Here is a 23412-nt window from a genome sequence, read left to right on the forward strand (position 1 = left end):
CTCCCCCAGAGGAAGCGCCTGCTGGTGGTGGACGACGAGGGCATCATCCGGATGGTCTTCAAGGACCTGATGGACAAGGAGTGCGAAGTCATTGAAGCGGCCACCGGCGAGGCCGCGCTGGAGCTGCTCCGCTCCACCCCCGTGGACCTCATCGTCACGGACAAGAACCTGCCGGGCCTGTCCGGCCTGGAGCTGGCCCAGCACGCGCGGCGGCTCGACCCCGCCTCGCGCGTCATCCTGATGACGGGCTACCCGTCGCTGGTGACGACACAGCAGGCGCTGCAACTGGGCGTGGTGGACTACCTGCTCAAGCCCTTCGACGACATCCGCCAGGTGCGAACGCTCCTGCGCCAGGGCCTGTACGCACCGCCGGCCGCGCCCGCCCCCGTGGCCAGCCCCACGACTCGCCGGGTGGACGTGCTGGAGGACAACCCCGCCACGGCGCGGCAGATCTCGGAGGCCCTGGCCCTGCTGGGACTGGAGGCGCGCATCATCACGGGCTCGGAAGTGGCGGCGCTGGAGCCGCCCGTGGGCGTGGTGGTGTCGTGGGACTTCGCGCCGGCGTACGGGAAGAAGGCGTTGGAGCTGGGCCGAGGGCTCAGCCAGGGCGCGCCCTTCGTGGTGCTGGCCGAGCACCTCACGATGGAGACGGCGCTGGCGTCCCTGCGCGCCGGGGCCGCCGCGTGCCTGCCCAAGCTGCTCTCCGACACCGCGGCGCTCAGCCGGGAGCTGGGGCTCGCGTTCAAGAAGCCCGCGGCCTGAAAATGCACCGGCCCCGGGTGCCCCGCATCGCGCGAGGCCCACGGGGCCGGAAGCTCACGAAGGACGGACCCCGGAAGGCCCGTCCCGCGTGGGACTCAGACTGAGCGCGGGGCTCAGTAGTCCATGTCGTCGCCGCCGTAGTCCGGCATGCCGCCGCCGGAGCCACCGACAGCGCCCTTGCTCTTCTTCTTCGGGCGCTCGGCGATCATCGCCTCGGTGGTGAGCAGCAGGGACGCCACGGAGGCGGCGTTCTGCAGCGCGGTGCGCTCGACCTTGGTCGGGTCGATGACGCCCGCCTTCTCCAGGTCCTCGTAGGTCTCCGTGCGGGCGTTGAAGCCGAACGCGCCGGTGCCTTCCTTGACCTTGTTGATGACGACCGCGCCCTCGACGCCGGCGTTGCTGGCGATCTTGCGCAGGGGCTCCGTGAGGGCCTTGCGGATGATCTCCACGCCGAAGTCCAGCTCGCCGCCCAGCTTCAGGCCGTCCAGCGCCTTGAGGCTGCGGATGTAGGCGACACCGCCGCCGGGGACGATGCCCTCCTCGACGGCCGCGCGGGTCGCGTGCAGCGCGTCCTCCACGCGGGCCTTCTTCTCCTTCATCTCCACTTCGGTCGCCGCGCCGACGTTGATGACCGCCACGCCGCCCACGAGCTTCGCCATCCGCTCCTGGAGCTTCTCGCGGTCGTAGTCGCTGGTGACCGTCTCAATCTGGGTGCGGATGAGCTTGATGCGGCCCTCGATGTCCGCCTTCTGCCCGCTGCCGTCCACGATGGTGGTGTTGTCCTTGTCCACCGTGATGCGCTTGGCGCGGCCCAGGTCCGTGAGGTTCAGGTTCTCGTACTTGTGACCCAGCTCCTCGCTCACCACCATGCCGCCCGTCAGCGTGGCGATGTCCTTGAGCATCTCCTTGCGGCGGTCACCGAAGCCCGGCGCCTTCACCGCGGCCACGTTCAGCACGCCGCGGATCTTGTTCACCACGAGCGTGGCCAGCGCCTCGCCCTCGATGTCGTCCGCGATGATGAGCAGCGGCTTGCCCGAGCGCGCGACCTGCTCCAGCACGGGGATCATGTCCTGCATCGACGAGACCTTCTTCTCGCTGATGAGGATGTAGGGGTCGTCCATGACGACCTCCATGCGGTCGCGGTTCGTCACGAAGTACGGAGACACGTACCCGCGGTCGAACTGCATGCCCTCGACGACGTCCAGGGTCGTCTCCAGGCCCTTGGCCTCCTCGACCGTGATGACGCCCTCCTTGCCGACCTTCTCCATCGCGTCCGCGATGGTCTGGCCGATGGTCTCATCCCCGTTCGCGGAGATGGTGCCCACCTGCGCGATGGCCTGCTTGTCCGTGGTCGTCTTGGACATCTTCTTCAGCTCGGCGACCACCACCTCCACGGCCTTGTCGATGCCGCGCTTGAGGTCCATGGGGCTGTGGCCGGCGGCCACCAGCTTCAGGCCCTCCTCGTAGATGGCCCGCGCCAGCACGGTGGCCGTCGTGGTGCCGTCGCCCGCCTTGTCGGAGGTCTTGGACGCGACCTCCTTCACCATCTGGGCGCCCATGTTCTCGAAGCGGTTCTCGAGATCGATCTCCTTGGCGACGGTGACGCCGTCCTTGGTGATGGTGGGCGAGCCGAAGCTCTTCTCGATGACCACGTTGCGGCCCTTGGGCCCCAGCGTCACCGCGACCGCATCCGCCAGGATCCTAACGCCGCGCAGGATGGAATCACGCGCGTTCTGGTGGAAGAAGATTTCCTTCGCTGCCATCGCAACCTCCGATAATACTTGGGGAATTTCTATGAATGGGGATGGCCGTTAGCACTCGGCCATGTCGAGCGCCAACATAAGGGTCGCATCGACGATGTCAACGGAAAGGGGCAAACGTGTGGCCCCGCGGACGCCTTCCAGCCCGCCCGGACGGGGGGCACGGGCGACCTTCCGGGGGCTACTCGGCGAAGCGCACGAGGTTCAGCAGCTGACCCATGTCCAGGGGCTTCTGCAGGGTGATGGCCACGCCCTTGCGCAGGCCCCGGTCGGAGATGTTGGCGTCGTTGCTGGCCGTCATCATCAGGACGGAGATGGACTGGAAGCGGGGGTCCGCCTTGAGCATCTCCGTGAAGTGGATGCCGTCCAGGTGGGGCATGAGGTAGTCGGTGATGACCAGCCCCACGGGGTGCCGCTCCATGATGTCCAGCGCCTGCAGGGCGTCCGACGCCGAGAACACGGTGTAGCCATGCATCTCCAGGTAGCGAGAGAGCATGGTGCACAGCTCGTAATCGTCGTCTACGACCAGGATGTTCACGGGGACTTGGGCAAAACGGGGCGCTGGAAGGTAACAGCCACGCCGGTCGTTGACAACGCGAAGCACGGCTTCTTAGCTGCCCGGCCGTATGATGAAGCGCACGGCGAAGCAGGGGGAGGCACAGGGCGTGGACGCGCGACTGGACCGGGTGGCGGACGCCTTCGAGGCCACCGACTTCGAAGCCGCGCTTTCCCGGGCCGAGGCCCTTCTCAAGGACGTCCCGGAGTCACCAGAAGCCCTGCACTACCGGGCTGCGGCGCTGGTGGAGGTGGGTCGGCTGGAGGACGCGGGCCGGGCCTACGGGGCTGCCCTGAAGGTGGCGCCGGAGGACCTGGAGATCCTCTTCGGCGCGGCCGAGTTCCTGGTCTGCCGCACGGGCGAGGACCGGGAGGCGGTGGAGGAAGGGCTGGAGTGGTGTGCCCGGGGCCGGAAGCTGGCGCAGAAGGCCGACGACGTGGAGCTCGTCTACGAGTTCCTCCTCCTGGAGGGTCTGGGCCTCAACCAGTTGGGTGAGTGCGAGGCCGCGCTGAAGAGCCTGGACGCGGCGCTGGAGCACATGCCGCGCTCGCCGGACGCGCAGTTGGAGCGAGGCATCGCGCTGTTCGAGCTGTGCCGCCTGGCCCCCGCGCAGGAATCCTTTGAACGGGTCCTGAAGGACGCACCGGACGAGGCGTGGGCGCACCACTACCTGGGGCTCATCGCGGAGCGGAAGGGCGATGCGCGCGAGGCGAAGAAGCGCTTCGGCCGGGCGCAGGTGCTGGCGCCCGAGGAGCTTCCGCCGCCGGTGGCGCTGGAGGAGGCGGCGTTCGACCAGGCGGTGGAGGACGCGATGCGCGCCCTGCCCGCGCAGGTGAAGCAGTACATGGACAACGTCACGCTGGCGGTGGAGGACCTGCCGTCGGACGAGGACCTGCTGGGGCAGCAGCCGCCCCTGTCGCCGTGCATCCTGGGCGTGTTCCGGGGCACACCGGTGGGCGAGCGCAGCGTGACGGACGCGGCGGATCATTTCCCGGCGTCCATCGTGCTGTACCAGAAGAACCTGGAGCGCTTCGCGCGCACGCGTGAGGAGCTGATCGAACAGATTGGCATCACGGTGATGCACGAGGTCGGGCACCTGATGGGTCTGGATGAGGACGACCTGTGGGAGCGGGGGCTGGACTAGAAGCGCCCTGCCCTGCCCTGATGTCCGCCATGCGAACCTGGATGAAGCTGGGGCTGATGACGGTGGCGGTGTTGGGGCTTGGAGCGTGCACGGGGGACGGCGAGGAAGAGCCGATCCTCTGTCCGCAGGAGGTGGCGTTCGCACGCTCCTCGACGGGGACGTGTGAGAGCTTCCCGACGGCGTGCGACGTGCCCCAGGGCTACATCCGGTGTTGCGGCGGACTCTTCGGCGGTTGCACGACGGGGACAAGCTGCGTGGATGATCCGTCCGATACGTGCGCTCCCGGGGCGAGTGCGGACTGCCCGGGCATCTGTCAGTGAAACCGTGGGCTCCATCAGGTGGATTGACGGGGCCCGGTCCAAGCGGCGGTAATCGCCAGCGGTAGGGCCTCCGGACCTGGTGGCCGGCTTGGTCTTCAAAACCAATGAGGGGCCGCGAGAGCGGTCCCTGGCGAGTTCGATTCCCGTGCCCTACCGCCACGCTCCGTGGTTGTCATTCATTCGCAGGGGTCTGGTAGCCTGAGGCGGGTCCGTGACGGACGCCATGGGGCCAGGAGCATGCAATCCGGCCCCTCCCGGAGAAAACCTTGGAGCTGCAGATGATGAGGGGGCGCGTGGCCGCGGTGGTAATGGCGGCATGGATGTTGGCCTGTACTTCCAATGCGGGCCGGGACGCGGCGAAGGAGGCAGCAGCTCCTGACTCGAGCAAGCTCGCTCAGCAGAAGGCCACGATCAGCGTCCTGGAGCCAGCCGCTCCGGTTCGGAGCAGCTTCACCTCGACGAGACTCTACAATAATCAGGTCCTGATCGCGGGAGGAACCACCAGCGGAGGCACCTCCGGGGGCATCCGCCTCACAGAACTGCACAATCCCAATGGCACCCCTAGATGGAAGAGCGCACAGCCCATGAACGATGGTCGGTATGACCATGCTGCTGCGGCGTCGCTGAACAATGGCAAGGTCCTCGTGTCAGGGGGAGTCACCTCCAGTGGGGATTGGCGTAGCGCGGAAACGTATACCCCCGCGCAGGACACATGGACGATCGTGGCACCAATGAGCACGCCTCGCGTCCGCCACACGGCCACGTGGATAGTGAACGACAAGGTGCTCGTCGTCGGCGGCAACAATACGACGTCTGCGCAGGGCCTCGCCTCCGCGGAAATCTTTGATGCGGCGACCGGAACCTGGACGACCGTGGCACCTCCCTCGTTTCCCTATTCAGAGCATTCAGCCACCCGGCTCAATGACGGGCGTGTGCTTGTGCTGGGCAACCGGGCTCAGCACGAGCTCTACAATCCGACCACGAATACCTGGTCTCGGAGCAGCGACAGCCCCGGGATCATCAGCGCCGGACACACCGCGACCCTCCGCTTTGCAAACGGACACTATGAGGTGGTGGTCATCGGAGTGAGTTGGGAGAATGGAAATCCCGTAGGCAAGACCTATCACTACTCACCGGATACCAATCTCTGGGGAACAACCTCAGGACCCACCATCCCCCGACGGGGGCATCAGGCGACCCTCGTATCCAACCAAGCCGTGCGGATATCTGGCGGTGTGGATCTATCTACTGGATTGGCGTCGACGGGGGTCGAGCGACTTAATATCAACTATATTTGGTACACTGAGCCTCCCCTCCAGTTTCCGCATCGCGAGGGCCGAGCACTGTCCCTGGACTCAAACTCCGCCATGATGGTCATCGGCGGTTGGGACACCCCTACGGACGGAGGAGTGCCCACTCGACAGCAGGCAGAGCTGTACACAGGCTGCACCGCAATGAGTTGCAGCTCCCCGGGGCCTCGCTGCGGGACCCTCGCGGATGGCTGCGGCGGCACATTGAACTGCGGCTCCTGCACGAATGGGGGAACGTGCGATTCCCAGACCCACCAGTGCTCACAGCCCTGCGTTTCGAACCCCAACACCTGTGCCTCCAAATGCGGGGCGACCCAGGACAACTGCGGCGAGACGCGTGACTGCGGTCCCTGTCCACCGTGCGCAGTGGGAACGGTTTGGTGCTGTGGAACGTGTCGCCAAGCGTCCCAGTGCGATTCGATGTGCTGAGGTGGTGGTGAGGACGTCCAGGGCGCACCGGCTTCAGGCCCGTGCGCCCAATGTCCTTTCCCGCCATGACAGCAGCCTCCATGGCTGCTCCCTCGCATGGCGTACCAGCGCAACCCTTCCCGCCAACCCGGGCCTCATTCACGGCCCGGAAGAATCCGTCGTGTCTGCCGGGTTGAAAGAGCATGAGCGGACTGGCGCTGAGCGAAGAGCAGCGGAGCGAGCTGGAATCCTGCTTCCGCACGACGGAGGACCGACGTTTGCGTGAGAGGTGCCAGGCGGTGCTGATGACGTCCCGAGGGCGGTCTCAGCAGCAGATTGCCGAGGACCTGGGGACGACACCCCGCAACATCCAGCGCTTCCTCGCCCGCTATCGGGCCAGCGGCTTGAGAGGGTTGAGGATTCAGTGGGCACCGGGCCGCACGCCGTTGATTCCCGAGGGGCTGGCGCCCACCATTCTGGGATGGGTCCAGCAGGGGCCAAGGGCCTGCGGCGTCAAGCGGGCGAATTGGACGCATGAGGCGCTGGCGGACTTCCTCTACCGCCAGACGGGGATTCGGGCGCGGGAGACGGCCATGGGAGACTTCTGCCGTCGCCATGGTGTGCGGCTGTACCGGCCCACCTATCGCTTCCTTCGAGCGGACGCTTCACGCCAGCAGCAGGCGCGGCAGGAGTTGAGCGAAAAAAACGCCAGGCGCAAGCAGGTGACATCGCCCTCTTGAGCCAGGATGAAGCGAGATTTCCCATGGTGCCGACGCTGACGGCGACGCTGGGCGTGAAGGGACGCCGCCCTGTCATTGGCACTCGCGACTGCAAGGACGTGGTGCACACCTTCGCTTCCGCCGACCTCACGACGGGGGCGGTGACGAGCAGGCTCTACGGCAGCCGCACCCGGGCGCGTCGCAAGGATGGCCTCTCCAAGACGAAGCGCATGCAGGTGGCCTTCGCCCATCACCTGCTCGACGTCGCCCGCGCCTATCCCGCCACGGCATGACGCGAAGTCGTCCTCATCATCGACAACGCGCCCTGGCACCGAGGGCGCCCGGTGGACTGGGCCTTGCGCCGCTTCCCTCACCTCTCCCTGTACCGACTGCCGCCCTACAGCCCGCAGCTTCAACCCATTGAACGGCTGTGGCGGCCCCTGCGCCAGCGGGCCACGCACAACCTTCTCTTCGACGAGATGACCGAGTTGCAACAGGCCCTGCGCTCGGGCCTGGGCTACTTCCGGACACGGCCTCATCTCGTCCTCAAGCTCTTCGGCTCGCTTTGGACAACGACCGGATTACCCGAGGCGTGAATCAGGGCTGTCGGAACATCTCCCAGCCCATTTCGCCCATGAAGATGCCCACGATGCATTTCCTGGCCTCTGAAGAGACGAGCACGCTCGACGCCCCCAGGGCGGACCATAGCGGCAACAGGTCCTCGACTCCGCTCAATCTGGCCTCAATCCAATAGTCCCCGCGGATGCCATGTGGCTCACCGCTGAACCAGAAACAAACGCCTTTTGAAAAGTCGAAATCGCGAAAACAGGAACGGACCCAGTCAAGAAACGCCTCCGGCTCATACTGGAACCTGGCTTCGGTAGTACTGACCGGGATCTCAAAAAGCCCGCGAACCCCTCCATGAGCAAACAGTGGCGTGATATCCACTCCGACTGCTTCCTGGATGCCCACAAAAGACAAACCAGGCAGGGCCTTGGCCACTTCACGCAACGCAGGCTCCCTGATGAACAGGCCCTCCGTGGCATCCCCATCATCATAGCCCATTGTCATCTCCGAGGCCTTTCGGGCCGCCTGTCTTGAAGAAGAAGTGCGGCCCCGCGTCTCGGACGACAACGCGTTTTCCGAGGCCCTCTTCCGCACATTGAAGTACTGCCGCTCCTTCCCCCAGCGCGCCTTCACCTCGCCGCAGGACGCGAAAGCGTGGACGGCGCGTTTCGTCACCTGGCACAACACGGAGCACCGGCACTCCGCCATCCGCTTCGTCACGCCCGAGGACAGACACCTCGGCCGCGAAGCGGCGCTGCTCGCCCAGCGCCACCAGGTGTACCAGCGCGCCCGCGCACGTCCCCCGAGCGCTGGAGCCGCGACACCCGCGACTGGACGCCAGTGGGCCCAGTGCGCCTCAAGCCCTCACCGCAAGTGCAGGAGCTGAAGCGCCTCGGCTGAGCCCTCTCACACGACAACGACCTTGACGCCAACCGGGTGTGCGTCAGGCTGTCGAAGCCGTCGGTGCCTGCATGGTGTATCTGCTCACCTACAACCCTGACTTCAATCCCATCGAAATGTGGTGGGCGGACCTGAAGCGACAGCTTCGTCGGATTGCCCCCGCACCATTGAGGGCTCGGCCCGGACGGTGAGGCAGTGAGTTACGCGCGGCCACTCCGCTCGCGAAGCTCACGACTTGGCTCCGCCACTGCCTCTGCTTCCTTCAACTCAACTGACCACGGCACCAACAACAGCCATTCTTCCGCTGCAGACCATCAAACATGTCCGGAGCACTGCTTGACGACCTGCCTTGCCCTTTGACGCGTGCGCTGAGAAGCCCATCGAGCATCCTGCAAAGACACCAGCGCCTTCAACAATCGCTCATCAACATCTGCGCTCTCCAGCCACTTGAGCGCAAGGTCAGCCCAGAACTCCATCCCACCAAGCAGGGCTTGTTCCAGAAGCCGCGGAACTGGGAATCCGTACCTGGAAGTATCGCCTATTCCGACCGCCCCCAGTCTCCGCTGAACCTCAAGCTCAAACAACTCTCTTTCCCGTTGAAGCAGCGGAAGAGCGGGGACAAAACTAAGCGACTCAACGGAAACCAATTGTCCCTCACGATCCAAAACCCACTCGCCGCTCCGGCGCACACCCAGCCAATCCCGCTCTCCAATCTCAACAACAGGCAACCATTCCAAACCTTCGTCGACATCACCCAGCCAACCCCTGTGGGAATTTTCAGAACGCACCATGAAACACCTCCCGAATTCCAACCCTTAAAAAATCATGGCCCCTCAACATGATTCAACCTAACACCAGTCATACGAAACATCTCCTCAACAAAACCACGCCGGACTTCAGGCGTCCAGTTTCGCCAGTAGTGTCCGCTATACTCGGAAGTATTGAATTCACCAGTCGGCGATCTGCTAAACATCCCACCAACCAAGGTTCTCGCATCACCACCAATAAAGAAACCCAACTTCTGGTGTGGCGACATGGCTTCTGTTCTGGGCGCCTTGCCTACAACGAAAATTTTACTTGTTGGATCGTAAACAAACTCAATTGCACCCTCGCTAGGATTATAATTCAGGAAGGCCTTAACTGATTTGACGCGATCACTTACCTCAATAACACCTGGCACTGGCCCAGAGCCGTTCAGCAGCGTTGCGGGAGCAGCCACAGCACGCGGCACGCCTGCCTGAACAAGCCCCTCTTGAATCGAAGGGAGCCCAGGGGCCTTGAGCTCGGAATCCATGGCACCAGACAGAGCCTCCGTGCCTTTGGATCCGGGCCTGTCTCCACCACGACTGCCGCCACTCATCAACATAGGCCCGTTGAGCAGCTCTGGGGCATGAGCCGCCTGTTGTGGCAAATGGAACCCAGGACCACCGGCCCAGGCAGGACTCATCCCTCCATGCGGAATAAGAATTGGAATGCGTTCCCATGCTCGACTGACTGCGCCGCGCGCCCAGGACAAACTTGCTTTACCTGCTCGCTTCAGACCATTCAAAAGCGCGATCTCTCCCTCGGCAGCCCCCTGCATGGCCATGTCGCGAGCAGCCTCATTTGCCTCAAAACAAGCTTGGCCGTTCCCAATCGCGCACTGAACCCCAGTGATCGCAGCGCCTGCGCCATCCACTACAAACTCAATGACGGCGAGTTTGGATCCGTAGCGGACGAACGCCTGGGTCGCGGAAAGACTTACCGCCGGCGCAGCCGTCGCGGCCACCGCGACGGAAACTGCGGCTCCCTGCGCGATGACAGACGCCTTGACAAGACATGCCCCGTCATTCCCCCCGGCGCATTCCCTTCCTACGTCACGATAAGCCGCGGATGTGCAATTGCCTGGACCTCGGGCACATGCCGCCTGAAGGTTTGGTGGCAGGAACTGATTTCCATACCCATCCCTGGCAGATCGCCCGTCAGGGTCCGTAAACATCAACGGATTTCCATTGGCATACGACCACGAGTTCAATCCACTGGGCGTTCTCAGGTAGGCTTCCACCCCGACTGGATCCATACTCAGGAATCGTCCTGTGCTTGACGAGTACCAACGCTGTTGGGCGTACACGAGCCCGGTGTCCGTGTCGAAGCTGTGTCCCGTGAAGCCACTGCTCGGTTCGCCCGTGGCGGGTGCATTGCTCCGGTAACCACCCCAGGCGTCGTACCGGAACGACTGCAGCCCGCCGGACGTCATGCGCGCTGCGGTGCTGCCCAGGCCGTCATGCAGGATGCGCTCGTATCCTGCGGAGACCGTCATGCCCTCCAGCTGCTCGTAGAGCAGGCGGCTCATGCCCGTCCGCTCTTCCGCCAACCCAGAGGCGCCCCACAAGTACTCCGTCGGGGTGTTGCTGCCCACCTGCCTGAAGCGGCGCAGGCCGTCGAAGCCGTAGCGGTACTGCACCGTCTGCGTTCCAGGCCCTCCACCCGTCACCGGCGCCTGGACCTGGGCCAAGCGACCCGCAGCGTCCCAGCGATAATTCGTCGCCGTGCCCCCAGCGGGCAACTCCTGCGTGACCCGTCCCGCCTTGTCCGTCGTGAAGGTTGTCACCAACCCCTGGGGGCTCTGCCGTTCAATCTTCTCCAGGACGCCTGTCGAGTTATAGACATACGCGAGATCCGTATCCGCGGACGTCGCTTCATTGAAGCCCCGCTCGTCCAGATGGACGGTCGGCAACAGGTGCTCTACGCGTCGCTCGCCGCTCCTCAGCCCCTCTGGCTTGAGCTGGTACAGCACACCCGAGCCATCCGGATAGCGGACGCCCGTGAGCCGATCCGCGCTGTCATAGCCGTAGGTCGTCTCCACCACGTCCATCGCCGAGTCGGTGCCATGGAAACGCTCCTTCAGCCGGTTGCCTCGCCCGTCGTACTCGTATTCATACGAAGTGAGCGGTGAATCCACGGACTGGCCGCACCCGGCCGCCTCTCCCACCGTCACGCCCCGAACGGACTCCAGCCACCCCCGCCCGTCGTAGCAGTAGCGCTCGGCTGTCGTTCCATGGCCTGCCTGGTCGGCGACCTCCGTGAGCCTGCCGCCGCCCACTTCGTACGAGACGCTCCGGGAGGACTTGAGTGCCGCGCCCTCATACGTCCGCACCTGATCGATGCGCGACAGCGTGTCGTATTGATATTCGACCACCCGTTCGGACTCCAGACCGCGCCGGGAGCCCTGGCGCCACACGAGGTCACGGTCCGCCAGGTACTGGTACGTCACCACGTCGCTGCCCCGGATGACCTTCTTCAACCGGTGACGGTCGTCGAACTCGAACGTGTTGGTGACATCCCCGCTGTCGCGGGTCTCGTGTGCCCGCACGAGCCCGTCCTGGACGTCATGGGCATACGTGACCTGGGTCAGGTCCTTGTAACTGGCCGTCGAGGTCCCCGACTGGAAGAGCTGCGACACCGTGCGGCCCCGGCCGTCCTGCACCGAAACCACGATGTCCGACTCCGGGCCGGTGAACGTCGCGACGCCCTGTGCCCAGGTGGTGCGCCACTCGGACGTGCCCCGGGTCCGCTTGTTGCGGCGCCCCAGGAAGTCATACCCGAAGGTCTCCACCGGAGTGCTTTCACCCGGCTGCTTGATGCTCACAAGCTGCCGGAGCGCATCGTAGCCGTACTGGAACGGCGCCTGCCCCGGCATCGTCACCGACCGCAGCTCGCCCATGGGGCCGTGCTGGAACATCCACTGCTTCGCGTCCGCGGTCCCGTAACCCCGGGTCCGCGAGGCCATGAAGCCCCCCGCGTCGTAGGTGTAGCGGGTCTCCGTGGTCTCGCTGCCCAGGCCGTACTTCTCCGACTCCAGGAGGCCCCGGGGCGCGTAGGTGAACGTCCTCTCGCGGCCCGCGGGCTCCGTCACCTTCTCCAGCCGGCCATCCAGGCCGTAGGTCAGCGTCGTCGCAGGCTCCGACCCCAGCTTCACGGACGTGAGCCGCCCCTGCTCATAGCCGTAGTCCGTCACCGGCCCACCCGCCGGTTCGTCCTTCACCGGGTGACCGTCGGCGTCGAAGCGCCACGCATCCACCAGGTTCTCCTGCGTGCGGCGCACCGTGTTGCCCAGGCCGTCCACCTCCAGCGTGAACAGCAGATCGGACACGGTGGCGTTCGCCACGGTGGTCTTCTGCACCACGCTCACCGAGCGGCCGCTCCACGGCGACTCCGTGATGTATTCGTACTCGAGGGAGCCCTGCTCCCAGTGCTCGCGTGCCTTGCGCGTCCGGCCCCGGTCGTCGATCTCCTGGCGCTCCACGCTGGACGTCCACGGCGTTCCCCCGGACCCACTGGTGGACTCGGTCGTCACCATCTTGAGCGGCCACGGCCCGTCATAGGCATGCACCGTGGTCAACACGTTGTTCGCGTCCGCCGCGCCCGATGCACCCGTCCGCACCTCCTTGAGCAGTTGCTCGTGTGCGTTGAAGAACCGGTAGGTCTTCCGGCCCAGCGGATCCGTCTCCACCACCGCGCGGTCTGGAACCTTTCCGTCCGCACCGGTGGCCCCCGCCACGCCATGCTCATACGTCCAGGTCGCGGCCGCCTGGTTCGTGCTGGCCGCCAGGGTGCGGGAGGTGAGCTGCCCGAAGGCATCGTAGCCGTAGGTCCACGCGTCATCCGGGTGTGGCCCCGTACGCGCCACCACCTGGCCTTCGCCATCGATCGTGAAGCGGGTCACCGCCGCCGGCGCCACCGCATTGCCCGGCTCCTCCTTCAAGAGGAGGTTGCCCGCCCGGTCATAGGTGAACGTCGTCACCTCGTTGAGCGGCCTCGTGACCGTCTTCACCCGCCCCTGGTCGTCGTAGGTGTAGTGGGTGGCCACCTGCGCCGCTCCCACGAAGTCGACCGTCTTCAGCACCCGGCCCGCGAGGTCCGTCTCCTGCTCGAAACGCTCCTCACGCACCGACGTGACGCCATGGGACGGAATCCTGCGGGTGATGATGACCTTGCGACGGCCGGCTGCCGGCGCGTCCTGGTACTCGCGCTCCTCTTCCAACATGAGCGACGAGAAGCCCGTCCCGGCCGCCGTCGTGCGGGTGTAGCGCGTCAGCCGTCCCAGCACGTCCTCGTAGTCGAACGTCTCGGAGGTCCCGGTGATCAGGTCGTCGTGCTTCACCACGCGGCCCAACACATCGTAGTCGTACGTGTCGTGCACACCGCCGGGAGAGCCCACGCTCTGGGTGTCTCGATTGCGGCCCAATTCGTCTGGCCTCAGGTTCAGCACATGGCGAACCGTCAGCCCTCCGAAGGATCGCGAGGTGATGGCGCCCGACACGTCGCGGCGTACCTCCTCGGTCTCGCGCGTCCCGGCAATCGAATCCGCCCCCGTGTAATCCCAGTACACCGGACGCCCGAAGTAGTCGTACCCGACCTTCGTCACGAGGCCGTTGTGGTCGGTGATCCGATGAGGGTTGCCATTGGAGTCAAGCTCCCCATAGCTGGCCTCCGCCGTTGCCGCGACGGGCCCCGAGGCCGTCCCGGGGTTTGTCACGGTCACACCGGTCAGCCGGCCGGCGGTGTCGACGTACTGGTACGAACGCTGGACCCCCAACGCGTCGTGAGAGCTCTCCTGACGCCCGTTCCGGAAGACGGTGGTTCGCACCGCCTCGGACTCCTGCTCGGTCGCCTGGGCCTTGAACCGAACCTTCTCGGTGACGAGAAGCCCCGCCTCGGTCCCGGTGGGAATCTCCCGCGTTTCGACCGTCCGGTAGGGCTCCGTTCCCGGCAGCGATTCCGCGAAGGTGACGCTCCGGTCGCCAGGCACGTAGCTGAAGAGCCGCACCTCATCTGGCGTCCCCAGGACGCGGTGGCGCAGCAGCCGCCCCACGCTGTCGTAGGTCCACTCCTGCTCGGCGCCCGTCTCGGTATCGAGCGAGGAGATGACGTTTCCAAACCGGTCGTACCCCAGATGCCGCGTCACCTTCGCCAGCGCCTGGGCGCTGGGTGTCGGGTAGGTCAGCTCCACCACCGTCGGAAGGCCCAGTGCGTTGAAGTCCTTGTATTCAATGAACTGGCCGAGGGCGTCGGTCTCCGACAGCAGGGTGCCCTGCCGGGTCGGGTCATAGGTCCGCCCTCCTGTCGCGTAGACCGGCTCGTTGCTCGCGTTGAGGACGGAGACATGATCGAGGTCGCCCTGCGCCTTCAACACGGTCTGGATGCTGCGCGGGCCGGTGGGTCCCGGCGTCGTGCGGAGATTGGGCACGCCGAAGGTCAGACTGGCCGCGTCGATGTATTTCTGTTCCAGAAGACGCGTGTTCACCCCGACGCCCGTCGTCGCCACCGCTCCCTCACCGGGAAGCGTCCTGAGCGTCACGTGCTCCAACCGGTGTGCTGTATTCACGCCGTAGTCGAGCGACGTCTGGTTGGGCAGCGTGACGCGCTCGGGGGAGATCTGGCTCTCCATCCAGCCCGTAAGCTGGGGCGACAGGTCTCCCACCTTCTGACTCACCGTGCTGCCGTAGTCATTCAGGGTGTACTGGACCGCCACGCCGTCGGGACGGGTCAAGCCGCGCGTGAGCTCGCTGTCGTAGGTGATGTGGAACGGCGCGGGCCCCAGCCCCGAAGTGACGACCGAGTCGACGGCCTCGTCCGGTGAGACATGTGCGTAGGTCTTCTTGGTGGTGTTGGAGCGGGCATACGAAGCCACCCACTGATCGAAGAAGGGCAGCGTGTCGCCTTCACCCGGCTCCTGCGCCGGATGAGCGGTGAGCTGGTAGCGGGCGGAGGTCAGTTCGTTCGCGAGCCGCCACCGCGCATAGCCTGTCGTTCCTTCCGGGGGCGCCGCGTACGCGTAGGCCCAGGCCTGCCGGGGAAGCCCGGTGCGACGCTCCGCGCGCAGCAGGTTGCCCTGGGCATCGTGCTCGAAGCCCACGCGGTGCAGGGCCTTGCTCGTGTCCAGGTTCTCCAGGTCGGGGGGCACGTCGCCCTGGTAGTAGGCCCCCACCGAGGACAGCAGTTGCAGGTCCTCGGTCTTCGCCTTGAGCCGCAGCAGTTCGACGAACTTCACCGAGGGGGTGGCTCCCCCTTCCGCCTGTTCAGGCAGGATGGGCTGGTAGGTGAAGACCAGGGTGAGCTTGCCGGGTTGACGCTCGACCCGTTCCACCCGGTCCGAGTCTCCCGCGTAACGCACATGCGTCCATCCCAGCAGCGGATTCTCCGGGTCGCCATGTCCGTCCGAGTACCGCGTCAAGACCCAGCGCCGTCGCACGTCATCGCTGAGCTTCGAGAGACGCTCGAAGAGGAAGACGCTTCCGTCCGTGGTCGTGTATTCGACTGCGGGCGTCCCATCCTGCGCGGTGCGGATGCCGACGCTCAGGTCGCCACCGTGCGTCTTGTCCGGTGCGCAGTCGCTCGCCGTGCGCTCTACGTCGTCCACCTGCCCGCAGGTCGGGAAGTCATAGGACTGACCGCCCAGCACCACGGTGTAGCGGCCCACCTTCTCCTCGAAGACGAAGCCCTCGTAGTTGTGCGACCACCCCAGACCCAGCGGCGTGACGAGGCTGCTCTGGTTGTTGAAGGTCCGGACGAACCGGACCTGCTCCCGGAACTGCGGAAGGGTGAAGTCCTCATGTGCGAAGGACAGGTGACCATCCGCGAGGTTGACGCCCTGGACCTGGGTCTGCCCCGCGGCGAAGGTGTTCACCGGCGCGAAGCGCCCCTGGGGTCGTCCCAGGGCCGTCACGGACGGATCGCTCGAGGCCGGCACCGTTCCCGTGAGCGACTGGACCTGGAGCACCAGTTCGTTGCCCTGCCGCGCGGAGCCCTCCATGGAGCCCTGGTCGTTGGGCAGCGTGAGCGCGAAGCGCCGTGCGCGATTGGCCCCGAACTTCGACAACTGCACGAGCTTGCCTGCGCGGCCCTTCTCCCCGGAGATCTTGAAGGGCAACTCGGCGCCCTGCGATTCCAGCTTCGCTTCCTTCAGGAGCGCGTTCCCGGCGCATCCCTGATCCGTGCAGATGCGCACCGTCGCGGGCACGTCCTCCGGTGACACCGCGAAGTAGGCGACGGCCTGCTGCGAGATGGGCCGGTCCGTGGCCGAAACAACGGGGCCTTCCGCCAGCCCTGCCCCCGCTGGCACCGGCGCGGCCAGGGACTTCTCCAACGTGTCCCGGCTGCTCGCCGTCACGTAGTCGGTCCGGGGCGCGATGCCGTAGAAGTTGAAGCGGTAGAGGACGTTGTCCGCGTTCCCGCTCAGGAACAGCTCGAAGTACAGGATGTCCGCTGCGGACAGCACCTCCGCCAGGTACTCCCCCGCGCAGGTTCCGCTGATCTGCTTCTTCTCCTTGTCGAGGTGGACCGGGCACTCGATGCCGTAGTCGTCCGTGCCCAGCCGCAGCGTGTAGTCGCCGACCGGCACGTCCGCCCGCTGCGCCGCATCCGGTTCGGTGACCTGCGACAGGAGGAAGTCGTAGGCGAGGTCATCCTCGGTGGCCCCCGGCGTGCTTCCGTCCAGGACGCGCCCGGCCGTGCCCCCGTCGGGCAGCGTGTCCCCCGTGGACGCCGTCACCTGCCCCGTGCCCAGCGCCAGCACGCGGAACTCGTGCTCCCGCGCCCGGTCGTAGCGCTCCATCGCCGTCCCGTCCGACTCGCGGGCCCGGTAGATGTTCTTCAAGCTCACGGCCAGCGACGGCCCCACCCCACCGTCGTCCCGGGTCTCGTCCACGAAGTCCGGCGGCTTCGGATCCTGCTCGGACGGATCCAGCAGGTCGTTCTGGTTGGTGTCGTGCGCCAGTACGGGGTAGCCCACCACGTGCAGGTAGTAGTTCGCCTTGGGCAGCGAACTCACCGTCACCTTGCGCCCCGAAGCATCCAGGTACGTCAGCGCGGTCTGCACCGTGGCCGTGTGGCGTCCCGGCTTCACCGGGAAGATCACCACGGCCGGCACCTCCACCGCCGTGCCCGTCACGCGCACCAGGCGGCCCGCCAGCGGCGGCACCCCCGCGGGCACGTCCACCACGCGCGGCGTCCCCTGGGCACACAGCCCCTGCGCACGCTGCGTGGCCCCTTCCGGCAGCTCCGAACAGAAGACCTCCAACGCCACACCCGGCGTGCCCCGGTCCTGGATGATGCCCGGCGCGCACGAGCCCGCGTCCGGCAACAACCCCGCGTCCGCGCACCACGCCGCCTCGTCGAAGCCGCCGTCCGCTGGACTCTCGACAGGCGGCGGTTCGGTTCCCGCGTCCGTCACGGGCTCGCCCACCTGACGCACCCGCCAGTGCGTGGACACCTGGACGAAGTCGTCACGCGTCGTCGCCGCGCCACCGTGGCGGATGAGGCTCGCGCGCTGCGCCACGGGCAGGCCCTCGGCCTCCGCGCGACGCGCCACGCGCACATCCAGCTCCGGCGGGAACAGCTTCACGTCCGCGGGGATGCCCAGCTCCGCCCGCGTGCAGCGCGACAGCGTCAGCTCCTGGCCGTACTCGTTGACCTTCAGCGGCTCCTGGCCGTCGTCCAACGCACAGCGCCCGTCCGGCAGCCGGTCGATGCGGTTCACCGTCGGCACCGTCACGGAGGACATGCCCGCGTAGCCCGTCGCGTGGTTCACCGCGAAGACCACCAGCCGCTCCCCCGGGTTCAGCCGCAGGTAGTTGGTCCGGTTGTCCACGCAGTTGGCCTGGTAGTAGCCCTGATCCGCGTCGCTCAGACCTCCGTCCGCCCGCTCCAGTTCGCGGCAACGCTCGCGCGCCACGCGGCGGATGTTCGCCGCGGGTCCGGTGCGCACGCGCGCATAGGAGCCGTGCGGCTGGTTCGGCTCCAGTTGCCCCGTTGACGCATCACACGCGGGGCCGTTCGGCTTGCCGGTGGTGAACGTGGCGATGGGAATGCTCAGGTCGTCTTCCCGGAAGAAGTGCACCTCCGTCGACGCCACGTCCTTCGCCGCGATGCGGAGGTACTCCCCGCTCCCGGCATCCTCGTCCAGAGGCGAATGCTCGTCCGAACACGTGCCTTCCAGCGGCTGACCGTGCCGGTCCACGAACGTCAGCGAGCCGTAGAGCATCCGGACGTCCACCAGGATGTCCGCGCGCGTCGAACGTCCCGGAGAGACCGTGTACGTCTGCGAGCACACCGGGTACTGGTTGATGGTGGGCTCGTAGTGCACCACGCCGTCAAAGCCCAGGCGCTCCACCAGCCGGGGGCCCGTGGGCACCTCCGTGCAGGAGATGCCCATGGACTCTCCGCCCAGCGACACCACCGGGATGCCGTAGCCGCCCGTGTCCCCCGTCACCCCCGCGAGCCCGCTCTCCGGTCCCGTCACCGTCACCCGCAGGCCCTTGAAGCGCACGGGGCTGTGCACCGCCTCGTCATCCGCTTCGTTGAAGGTGTCCTGCGTCTTGCGCAACGTCAGCCGCGCCGCGGGCACCATGCCTCCGTCCTCGCCCGGTACCCCCGCGTCACCGTCGGGCTGGAGCTCCGCCTCCAGCTTCATGACGCGCACGTTCGTGCGCGACTGCGCCGTGAGGGTCAGCTGGGTCGTGCCTCCCACAGGCACCGGGATGTGGGGAGTGAGCGCAGCCTCGCCTTCGCCCTGCGACAGCCAGGACTCTCCCTCCAGCGGGGTCAGCACCTCGCCGGACGGACCTGTCGCCGTCACGAAGAGCTGCACCGACTCCGGGTTCGTCACGTCATACGGGTCGGCGGACTCGAAGCGCGCGGAGAGATCGAGCGGCAGCGCGTACGGCAGCGCCACCTGCCGCGTCGTTCCGAGGGCCGTCGACTCCGGCTTGCGCAGCTCCAACGCGAGCTGCCGCTCCAGCGGCGCGCGCACCTGGCCTGTCACCGCTCCGGGCACCGTGTTGTTCAACAGGGTGTCCAGCGCCGAGTAGCCCCCGTAGTACACGCCCCCAAGCTGGGCGTACGCCTTGCCCGGGGCAAAGAGCTCCAGGAGCTGCTTCAGCGTCGGGGTCGGCCCGAGCCTGGAGTCCGGGTCCGTGCGCATGCCCGTCCCGCCGTCCGTCGGCGAGACCATCCCCAGGGCCAGGGCCACGGCATCGCCTTGTGCCTCCGTCAGCGGCATGTACCCCAGCAACTCCAACGAGGGCAGCTGGAGATCCTGCGTGGAGACGATTGTCTTGCCGACCACGCGGCCGAAGCCCACGCGCTCCAGGACGTGTCGGCGCGGGTCGTGGGCGAGCAGCAGCGCCCAGCTTCCCTCCTTCATGTCCGTGAGGTTGGGCAGGCGCACCGTCACCGCGGTGTTCAGACGCAGGCCCGCGGGCCCCAGTTGCCAGAGGCCCGCGAGCGCGGCACGGCCTTCCAGAGGCAGCGGCACGGCGTGCAGGGGCACCTGGGTCGCGGTGACGACGCCGTGCGTGCGTCCATCCGCGAAGGACAGGCTCCTCGGGGCCACGTCCACCGACAGGCCGGGATGGCGATCCGCGAAGGTGAGCGTCGTGTCCGCCAGCGCATCCACCACCTGCGCCGAGGACAGGTCCACCGGCGTCAGCGGCAGCGTCGCGTCCACCGTGTCACCGCCCTCGGTGACGACGAGCCGGCGACGCAGCGAGGGCAGCGTGCGTCCGTCCGAGGTGAGGCCCCCCTCGAAGCGCACCACCATCTGCCCTCCGCGAGGGGCGAACAGCGTCCAGTTGCCGTCGGATCCGGTGACGACCGAGCGCTCCACCTCCTCCAGCGTCACCTTCACGCCCGACAGGGGGCGGAAGTCCGTGTCCGTCACCGTGCCGCGCACGCGCGTCAGGGGCTTGCGGATCTGGAAGTCGCTGTGGAACGACCCGACCATGCCCGCGTCCGGATGTTGCGCGGGAACCACGTCCGCCACCCGCACCCGCAGCCGCGTGCCCACGGGCAACGGCTCATCGGCGATGAAGGACACGGTCTGCTCACCCGGGGCCACGGAGAAGCCTCCGGCCAGGGCCGCGCTGCCGCCCTCCACCGTCACCGTGAAGTGCTGGTCCAGGGTGGCGGGGTTGATGGGCTTGTTGAAGGACACGCTGACCAGCGCGTTCGGCTCCACCTCCACCGCTCCGGGCTGCGGTGAGATGCCCGACACCGCGAGCGGCTCGCTGGCGGGATTGCGGTAGTTCACCACGATGGAGTGCGAACCACTCAGGCCGTCGACGTCCGTGGCGACGGCCGTGATGGTGTTCTCGCCGAAGGCCAGCCCCATCGTCGTCTCGTAGAGGGATGGATCCCCCTGCGTCGGGGTCGCGAGCGCCGTCCCGATGAGGACCTTCTCCAGGTCACGGCTGCTGGTGACCCTCACGCGCACCAGGATGGACTTGTCGGCGGCCTCGCTGCCATTGAGCGGTGTTTCGATGTGGACCCGGGGCCACGAGTTCAGCGCCTTGAGTTCCAGATTCCGGGTCGTCGTGTGGCCCAACAGGTCCTGCGCGACGACACGCACCAGCGTCCCCGCGTCCGACGTGTCGTCGAGCGTAATGGGGAAGCTGAACTCGTCGGCCACGAGCTGCGCCGGAGTTCCGTCCACGGTCAGCCGCACCAGGTGCGGTTCGTAGACGGTGCCCCGGAGCTGGTACGGCGACGACGCGACGACCGCGCTCGACGGGTTGCCTGGGGGATTGGTGAAGACGATGACCGGCGCCGAGCGGTCCAGCACCACCGTGCGCTGCGCGGTGGCCGTGCGCCCGAGCGCGTCCGTCACCTCGAACTGGAGCCGGCGTTCGCCCTCCCCTTCGAGCGTGAGCGCGCCGGTGAAGTCGCGCCCGTTCACGGGCAGGCTGGTGCCAGCGACCGTGACCTTCAGCGGGAGCTTCCCGCCCTCCACGCGGCCGGACACCACGAAGGGCTTGTCCCCGAAGACATCCTGGTCCGTGGGTGCCTCGACCACGAGCATCGGCGCGGGATCATTGGGCGCGGAGCCCGCGTCCCGGTTGGCCACCGGCCCTGCGTCCGTGCCAGGGATGGAGCCCGCGTCCGTCGTGGAGCCGGAGCCCGCGTCACGCGGCGGAGTGCCCGCGTCCACGCCCGCATCTGGAGTGCCTGCGTCAGCGCCTGCATCGGGCGTCCCCGCGTCCACGCCTGCGTCTTGCGTCCCCGCGTCAGGTTCATCCCCATCGCGGTGGACGATCACCGGATGGGTCGTGACGTTGCCGCCCTGGTCCGTCGCGGTCACCTGGAGCAGGTTCTGTCCCACCGCGAGAGCGAGGGTGGCGCGATAGGACCCATCCGTGCCCTGGAGGAATTCAGTGGCGCCTGCCTTCACCGTGACCGCGGTGAGGTTGTCCTCCACCTGGAGCACGACCTCGACATCGTCCGTCGTGACGTGGTCACCGTCCTGCGGCGACACGCGGGTGACGACCGGCGGCGTGCGGTCCACCACGAAGGACAGCGCCCCCGTGGGAGCCACGTTGCCCAGGGCGTCCTCGGCGTGGACCCACAGGATGTGGGCGCCTTCTTCGGTGACGCTGGCTCCGTTCTCGAAAGGCTCTCCGTCCAGCACGGCATTCGAAGTGCCGGGGTGCGCGTCCACGACGACGTACGTGGGAGTGAAGCCCGTCTGGCGCACCTCCCCCTGGCCTGCGCCCATGAAGCTGATGGCGGGCGGTGTGCGGTCGACGTCGAAGGCAATCGTCTCCGTCGTCGGGTTGAGGGCCTCGTCCCAGGCGGTGACGGTGAGGAGGTGGTGTCCTTCCGTGACCGCGAGCGGCTGCCCGCTCTGCACTTCGATGACACCGTCGAGGTACGCGGCGAGGACGACCTCACCGGGTCCGTCATCCGTGGCGCTGAAGACCGGGGTGATGGTGGCGTCCCGGGTGAGCGCCGGAACGCCCGACACCGAGACCACGGGCGGGATCAGGTCGATGCGGATGCGCCGGATGACGGTCGTTGACAAGCCCCCCACATCCGTCACCAGGAAACGCAGGGTGTGCCAGCCCTCTCCCGTCACATACACAAACCCTGTCGGTGCCACTGGCACGCCGTCCAGCCAGGCCTCCGAAGTGAACGCACTGAGGTCCTCGCCGTACCAGACGATGAACAGGGGGGCCCGGGACGCGTAGTCAGGCTCCAGGGGAACCAGTGACCCTTCGTTCCGGAAGACCGAGACGACAGGCGGAGTGCTGTCCAGGAAGAACTGGATGGACTTGAAGGTCTCCCGCCCCGCCGCATCCACCGCCCGCACGCTGAAGTAGTGGACCCCGTTGCCGGACACCACCATCGACCCGGTGGCGTCAGTGGACATCTGGAGGTCGCAGCTCACCTGGACCACCGTGAGCGCGCTGTCGTCCGAGATCGTCCAGCCGATGGTGACGGCACTTGCATGGAGGATCTGGCTCTCCATGACACCCGTGAACGTCACGACCGGAGGTGAAACATCCACGCTGAAGCCACGCGTCACCAATGACGAGAAGCCCATCGCGTCCGTCGCCCGGACGGAGAGGACATGGCGACCGGCCTGGGTGACGGAGACACCGCTGGAAGCGGGAACACCGTCCAGCCAGGCCTCGACGGTGGTCGCGTTCTCGTCGGTGACGGTCCACGTCACCGCGAACGGCGGGCCCCGGGCTTCACCCTGGGCCGCGCTCACGGAGATGGCCGGCGGCGTGACGTCCGACGTGACCAGTGCGGCGGCGACCTGACGCGGTTGCGCTGGCGCGCGGGTGGTCGCGTGTTCGTCCGCCCCGAGCCCACAGCCCGCGAGCGCCAGCACCATCCCCCAAAGCATCCAACAACGGCTCATGACTGCGGCCCCCCGTCCACGCCCAGCCGCTCGGGGTGGGTCGTCACGGTGATCGTCTCGCGCAATTCACGGGCAAGCTGCACCTGTGCCTCCTGGCGCGCCTCCGCTTCGAGCCGGCTGCGGCTCTCCTCGAACGTGGGCACCACCGTCCGCGCATCCTCCAGCGCCTCCAGGATGTGGAGCCCGTAGATGGACGCGAACGGCCGCGACCGCTCGGCGCGCCCGAGCCTCACGGCCTCGTCGAAGAAGGCCTTGTCCACCTGCCCCTCCTGCACCGTCCCCA

General features: G+C 66.9%; 14 protein-coding genes, 1 tRNA gene and 1 pseudogene. 10 read left to right on the top strand and 6 right to left on the bottom strand.

The genetic code is table 11. The annotated features are described in order from the left end of the window. Nucleotides 1–762, top strand: a pseudogene (gene sinK, locus D7X74_RS22095) (hybrid histidine protein kinase/response regulator SinK); the annotation flags it as partial. Between the two features lie 113 nt (nt 763–875). Here the strand turns inward: sinK and groL are convergent. Together groL and D7X74_RS22105 are read right to left on the bottom strand one after the other, a co-directional pair. Further along, nucleotides 876–2525 (bottom strand): chaperonin GroEL, encoded by a 1650-nt coding sequence (gene groL, locus D7X74_RS22100; protein ID WP_120534977.1) that lies wholly within the window; start codon nt 2523–2525, stop codon nt 876–878. A 178-nt stretch (nt 2526–2703) separates the two neighbouring features. Beyond that, on the bottom strand, nt 2704–3060 hold the full coding sequence (locus D7X74_RS22105; RefSeq protein WP_120534978.1) for a response regulator: 357 nt from the start codon (nt 3058–3060) through the stop codon (nt 2704–2706). An 88-nt stretch (nt 3061–3148) separates the two neighbouring features. Here D7X74_RS22105 and D7X74_RS22110 point away from each other — a divergent pair, with 88 nt between their 5' ends. The 7 genes from D7X74_RS22110 (at nt 3149) to D7X74_RS43695 (ending at nt 7575) form a co-directional block, all read left to right on the top strand. Then, the gene (locus tag D7X74_RS22110; RefSeq protein ID WP_120534979.1) at nt 3149–4222 is read left to right on the top strand and encodes a metallopeptidase family protein; all 1074 of its coding nucleotides are present in this window, start codon (nt 3149–3151) and stop codon (nt 4220–4222) included. A 29-nt stretch (nt 4223–4251) separates the two neighbouring features. After that, complete coding sequence (locus D7X74_RS22115; protein WP_120534987.1) at nt 4252–4542, top strand: hypothetical protein; 291 nt, start codon at nt 4252–4254, stop codon at nt 4540–4542. 60 nt (nt 4543–4602) lie between these two features. Next, a tRNA-Sec gene (locus tag D7X74_RS22120) sits at nt 4603–4701 on the top strand. A 572-nt stretch (nt 4702–5273) separates the two neighbouring features. Then, nucleotides 5274–6281, top strand: a complete 1008-nt coding sequence (locus tag D7X74_RS45315; protein WP_370450789.1) for a Kelch repeat-containing protein — start codon at nt 5274–5276, stop codon at nt 6279–6281. Nucleotides 6282–6463: 182 nt separating this feature from the next. Continuing rightward, on the top strand, nt 6464–7000 hold the full coding sequence (locus tag D7X74_RS22130; protein ID WP_120534981.1) for a helix-turn-helix domain-containing protein: 537 nt from the start codon (nt 6464–6466) through the stop codon (nt 6998–7000). A 23-nt stretch (nt 7001–7023) separates the two neighbouring features. Continuing rightward, nucleotides 7024–7272, top strand: coding sequence for a hypothetical protein (locus D7X74_RS43690; RefSeq protein ID WP_199741875.1), 249 nt, complete (start codon nt 7024–7026; stop codon nt 7270–7272). A gap of 15 nt (nt 7273–7287) precedes the next feature. After that, nucleotides 7288–7575 (top strand): transposase, encoded by a 288-nt coding sequence (locus tag D7X74_RS43695; RefSeq protein ID WP_199741876.1) that lies wholly within the window; start codon nt 7288–7290, stop codon nt 7573–7575. Between the two features lies 1 nt (nt 7576). Here the strand turns inward: D7X74_RS43695 and D7X74_RS22140 are convergent, their stop codons facing one another. After that, entirely contained in the window at nt 7577–8044 is a 468-nt protein-coding gene (locus tag D7X74_RS22140; protein WP_120534982.1) for a hypothetical protein, read from the bottom strand. A gap of 43 nt (nt 8045–8087) precedes the next feature. Here D7X74_RS22140 and D7X74_RS22145 point away from each other — a divergent pair, with 43 nt between their 5' ends. Beyond that, nucleotides 8088–8432 carry an integrase core domain-containing protein gene (locus D7X74_RS22145; protein WP_158622274.1) on the top strand — a complete coding sequence of 115 codons (345 nt, stop codon included), beginning with the start codon at nt 8088–8090 and terminating at the stop codon, nt 8430–8432. A gap of 52 nt (nt 8433–8484) precedes the next feature. Continuing rightward, nucleotides 8485–8637 (top strand): transposase, encoded by a 153-nt coding sequence (locus D7X74_RS44890; RefSeq protein WP_370450788.1) that lies wholly within the window; start codon nt 8485–8487, stop codon nt 8635–8637. Nucleotides 8638–8760: 123 nt separating this feature from the next. Here D7X74_RS44890 and D7X74_RS42685 read toward each other — a convergent pair whose 3' ends face one another. The 3 genes from D7X74_RS42685 to D7X74_RS22160 all read right to left on the bottom strand — a co-directional run. Then, a complete protein-coding gene (locus D7X74_RS42685) occupies nt 8761–9237 on the bottom strand; it encodes a hypothetical protein (RefSeq protein ID WP_147446647.1) in 477 nt (158 codons plus the stop codon). A 32-nt stretch (nt 9238–9269) separates the two neighbouring features. Next, nucleotides 9270–23114 carry an RHS repeat-associated core domain-containing protein gene (locus D7X74_RS22155; protein WP_147446648.1) on the bottom strand — a complete coding sequence of 4615 codons (13845 nt, stop codon included), beginning with the start codon at nt 23112–23114 and terminating at the stop codon, nt 9270–9272. Between the two features lie 11 nt (nt 23115–23125). Continuing rightward, a partial coding sequence (locus D7X74_RS22160) for a hypothetical protein (protein WP_233602197.1) occupies nt 23126–23412 on the bottom strand: 287 nt, incomplete at its 5' end.

Origin of the sequence: Corallococcus sp. CA047B, assembly GCF_003612065.1 — a bacterium.
Lineage (GTDB): Bacteria > Myxococcota > Myxococcia > Myxococcales > Myxococcaceae > Corallococcus > Corallococcus praedator.

Excerpts from the sequence above, each read along its gene's own strand:
- D7X74_RS22130 (WP_120534981.1), top strand. The coding sequence starts at position 6,464 with ATGAGCGGACTGGCGCTGAGCGAAGAGCAGCGGAGCGAGCTGGAATCC.
- D7X74_RS45315 (WP_370450789.1), top strand. The coding sequence starts at position 5,274 with ATGAGCACGCCTCGCGTCCGCCACACGGCCACGTGGATAGTGAACGAC.
- D7X74_RS22110 (WP_120534979.1), top strand. The coding sequence starts at position 3,149 with ATGATGAAGCGCACGGCGAAGCAGGGGGAGGCACAGGGCGTGGACGCG.
- D7X74_RS43690 (WP_199741875.1), top strand. The coding sequence starts at position 7,024 with ATGGTGCCGACGCTGACGGCGACGCTGGGCGTGAAGGGACGCCGCCCT.
- D7X74_RS22115 (WP_120534987.1), top strand. The coding sequence starts at position 4,252 with ATGCGAACCTGGATGAAGCTGGGGCTGATGACGGTGGCGGTGTTGGGG.
- D7X74_RS42685 (WP_147446647.1), bottom strand. The coding sequence starts at position 9,237 with ATGGTGCGTTCTGAAAATTCCCACAGGGGTTGGCTGGGTGATGTCGAC.
- D7X74_RS22140 (WP_120534982.1), bottom strand. The coding sequence starts at position 8,044 with ATGGGCTATGATGATGGGGATGCCACGGAGGGCCTGTTCATCAGGGAG.
- D7X74_RS22155 (WP_147446648.1), bottom strand. The coding sequence starts at position 23,114 with ATGCTTTGGGGGATGGTGCTGGCGCTCGCGGGCTGTGGGCTCGGGGCG.
- groL (WP_120534977.1), bottom strand. The coding sequence starts at position 2,525 with ATGGCAGCGAAGGAAATCTTCTTCCACCAGAACGCGCGTGATTCCATC.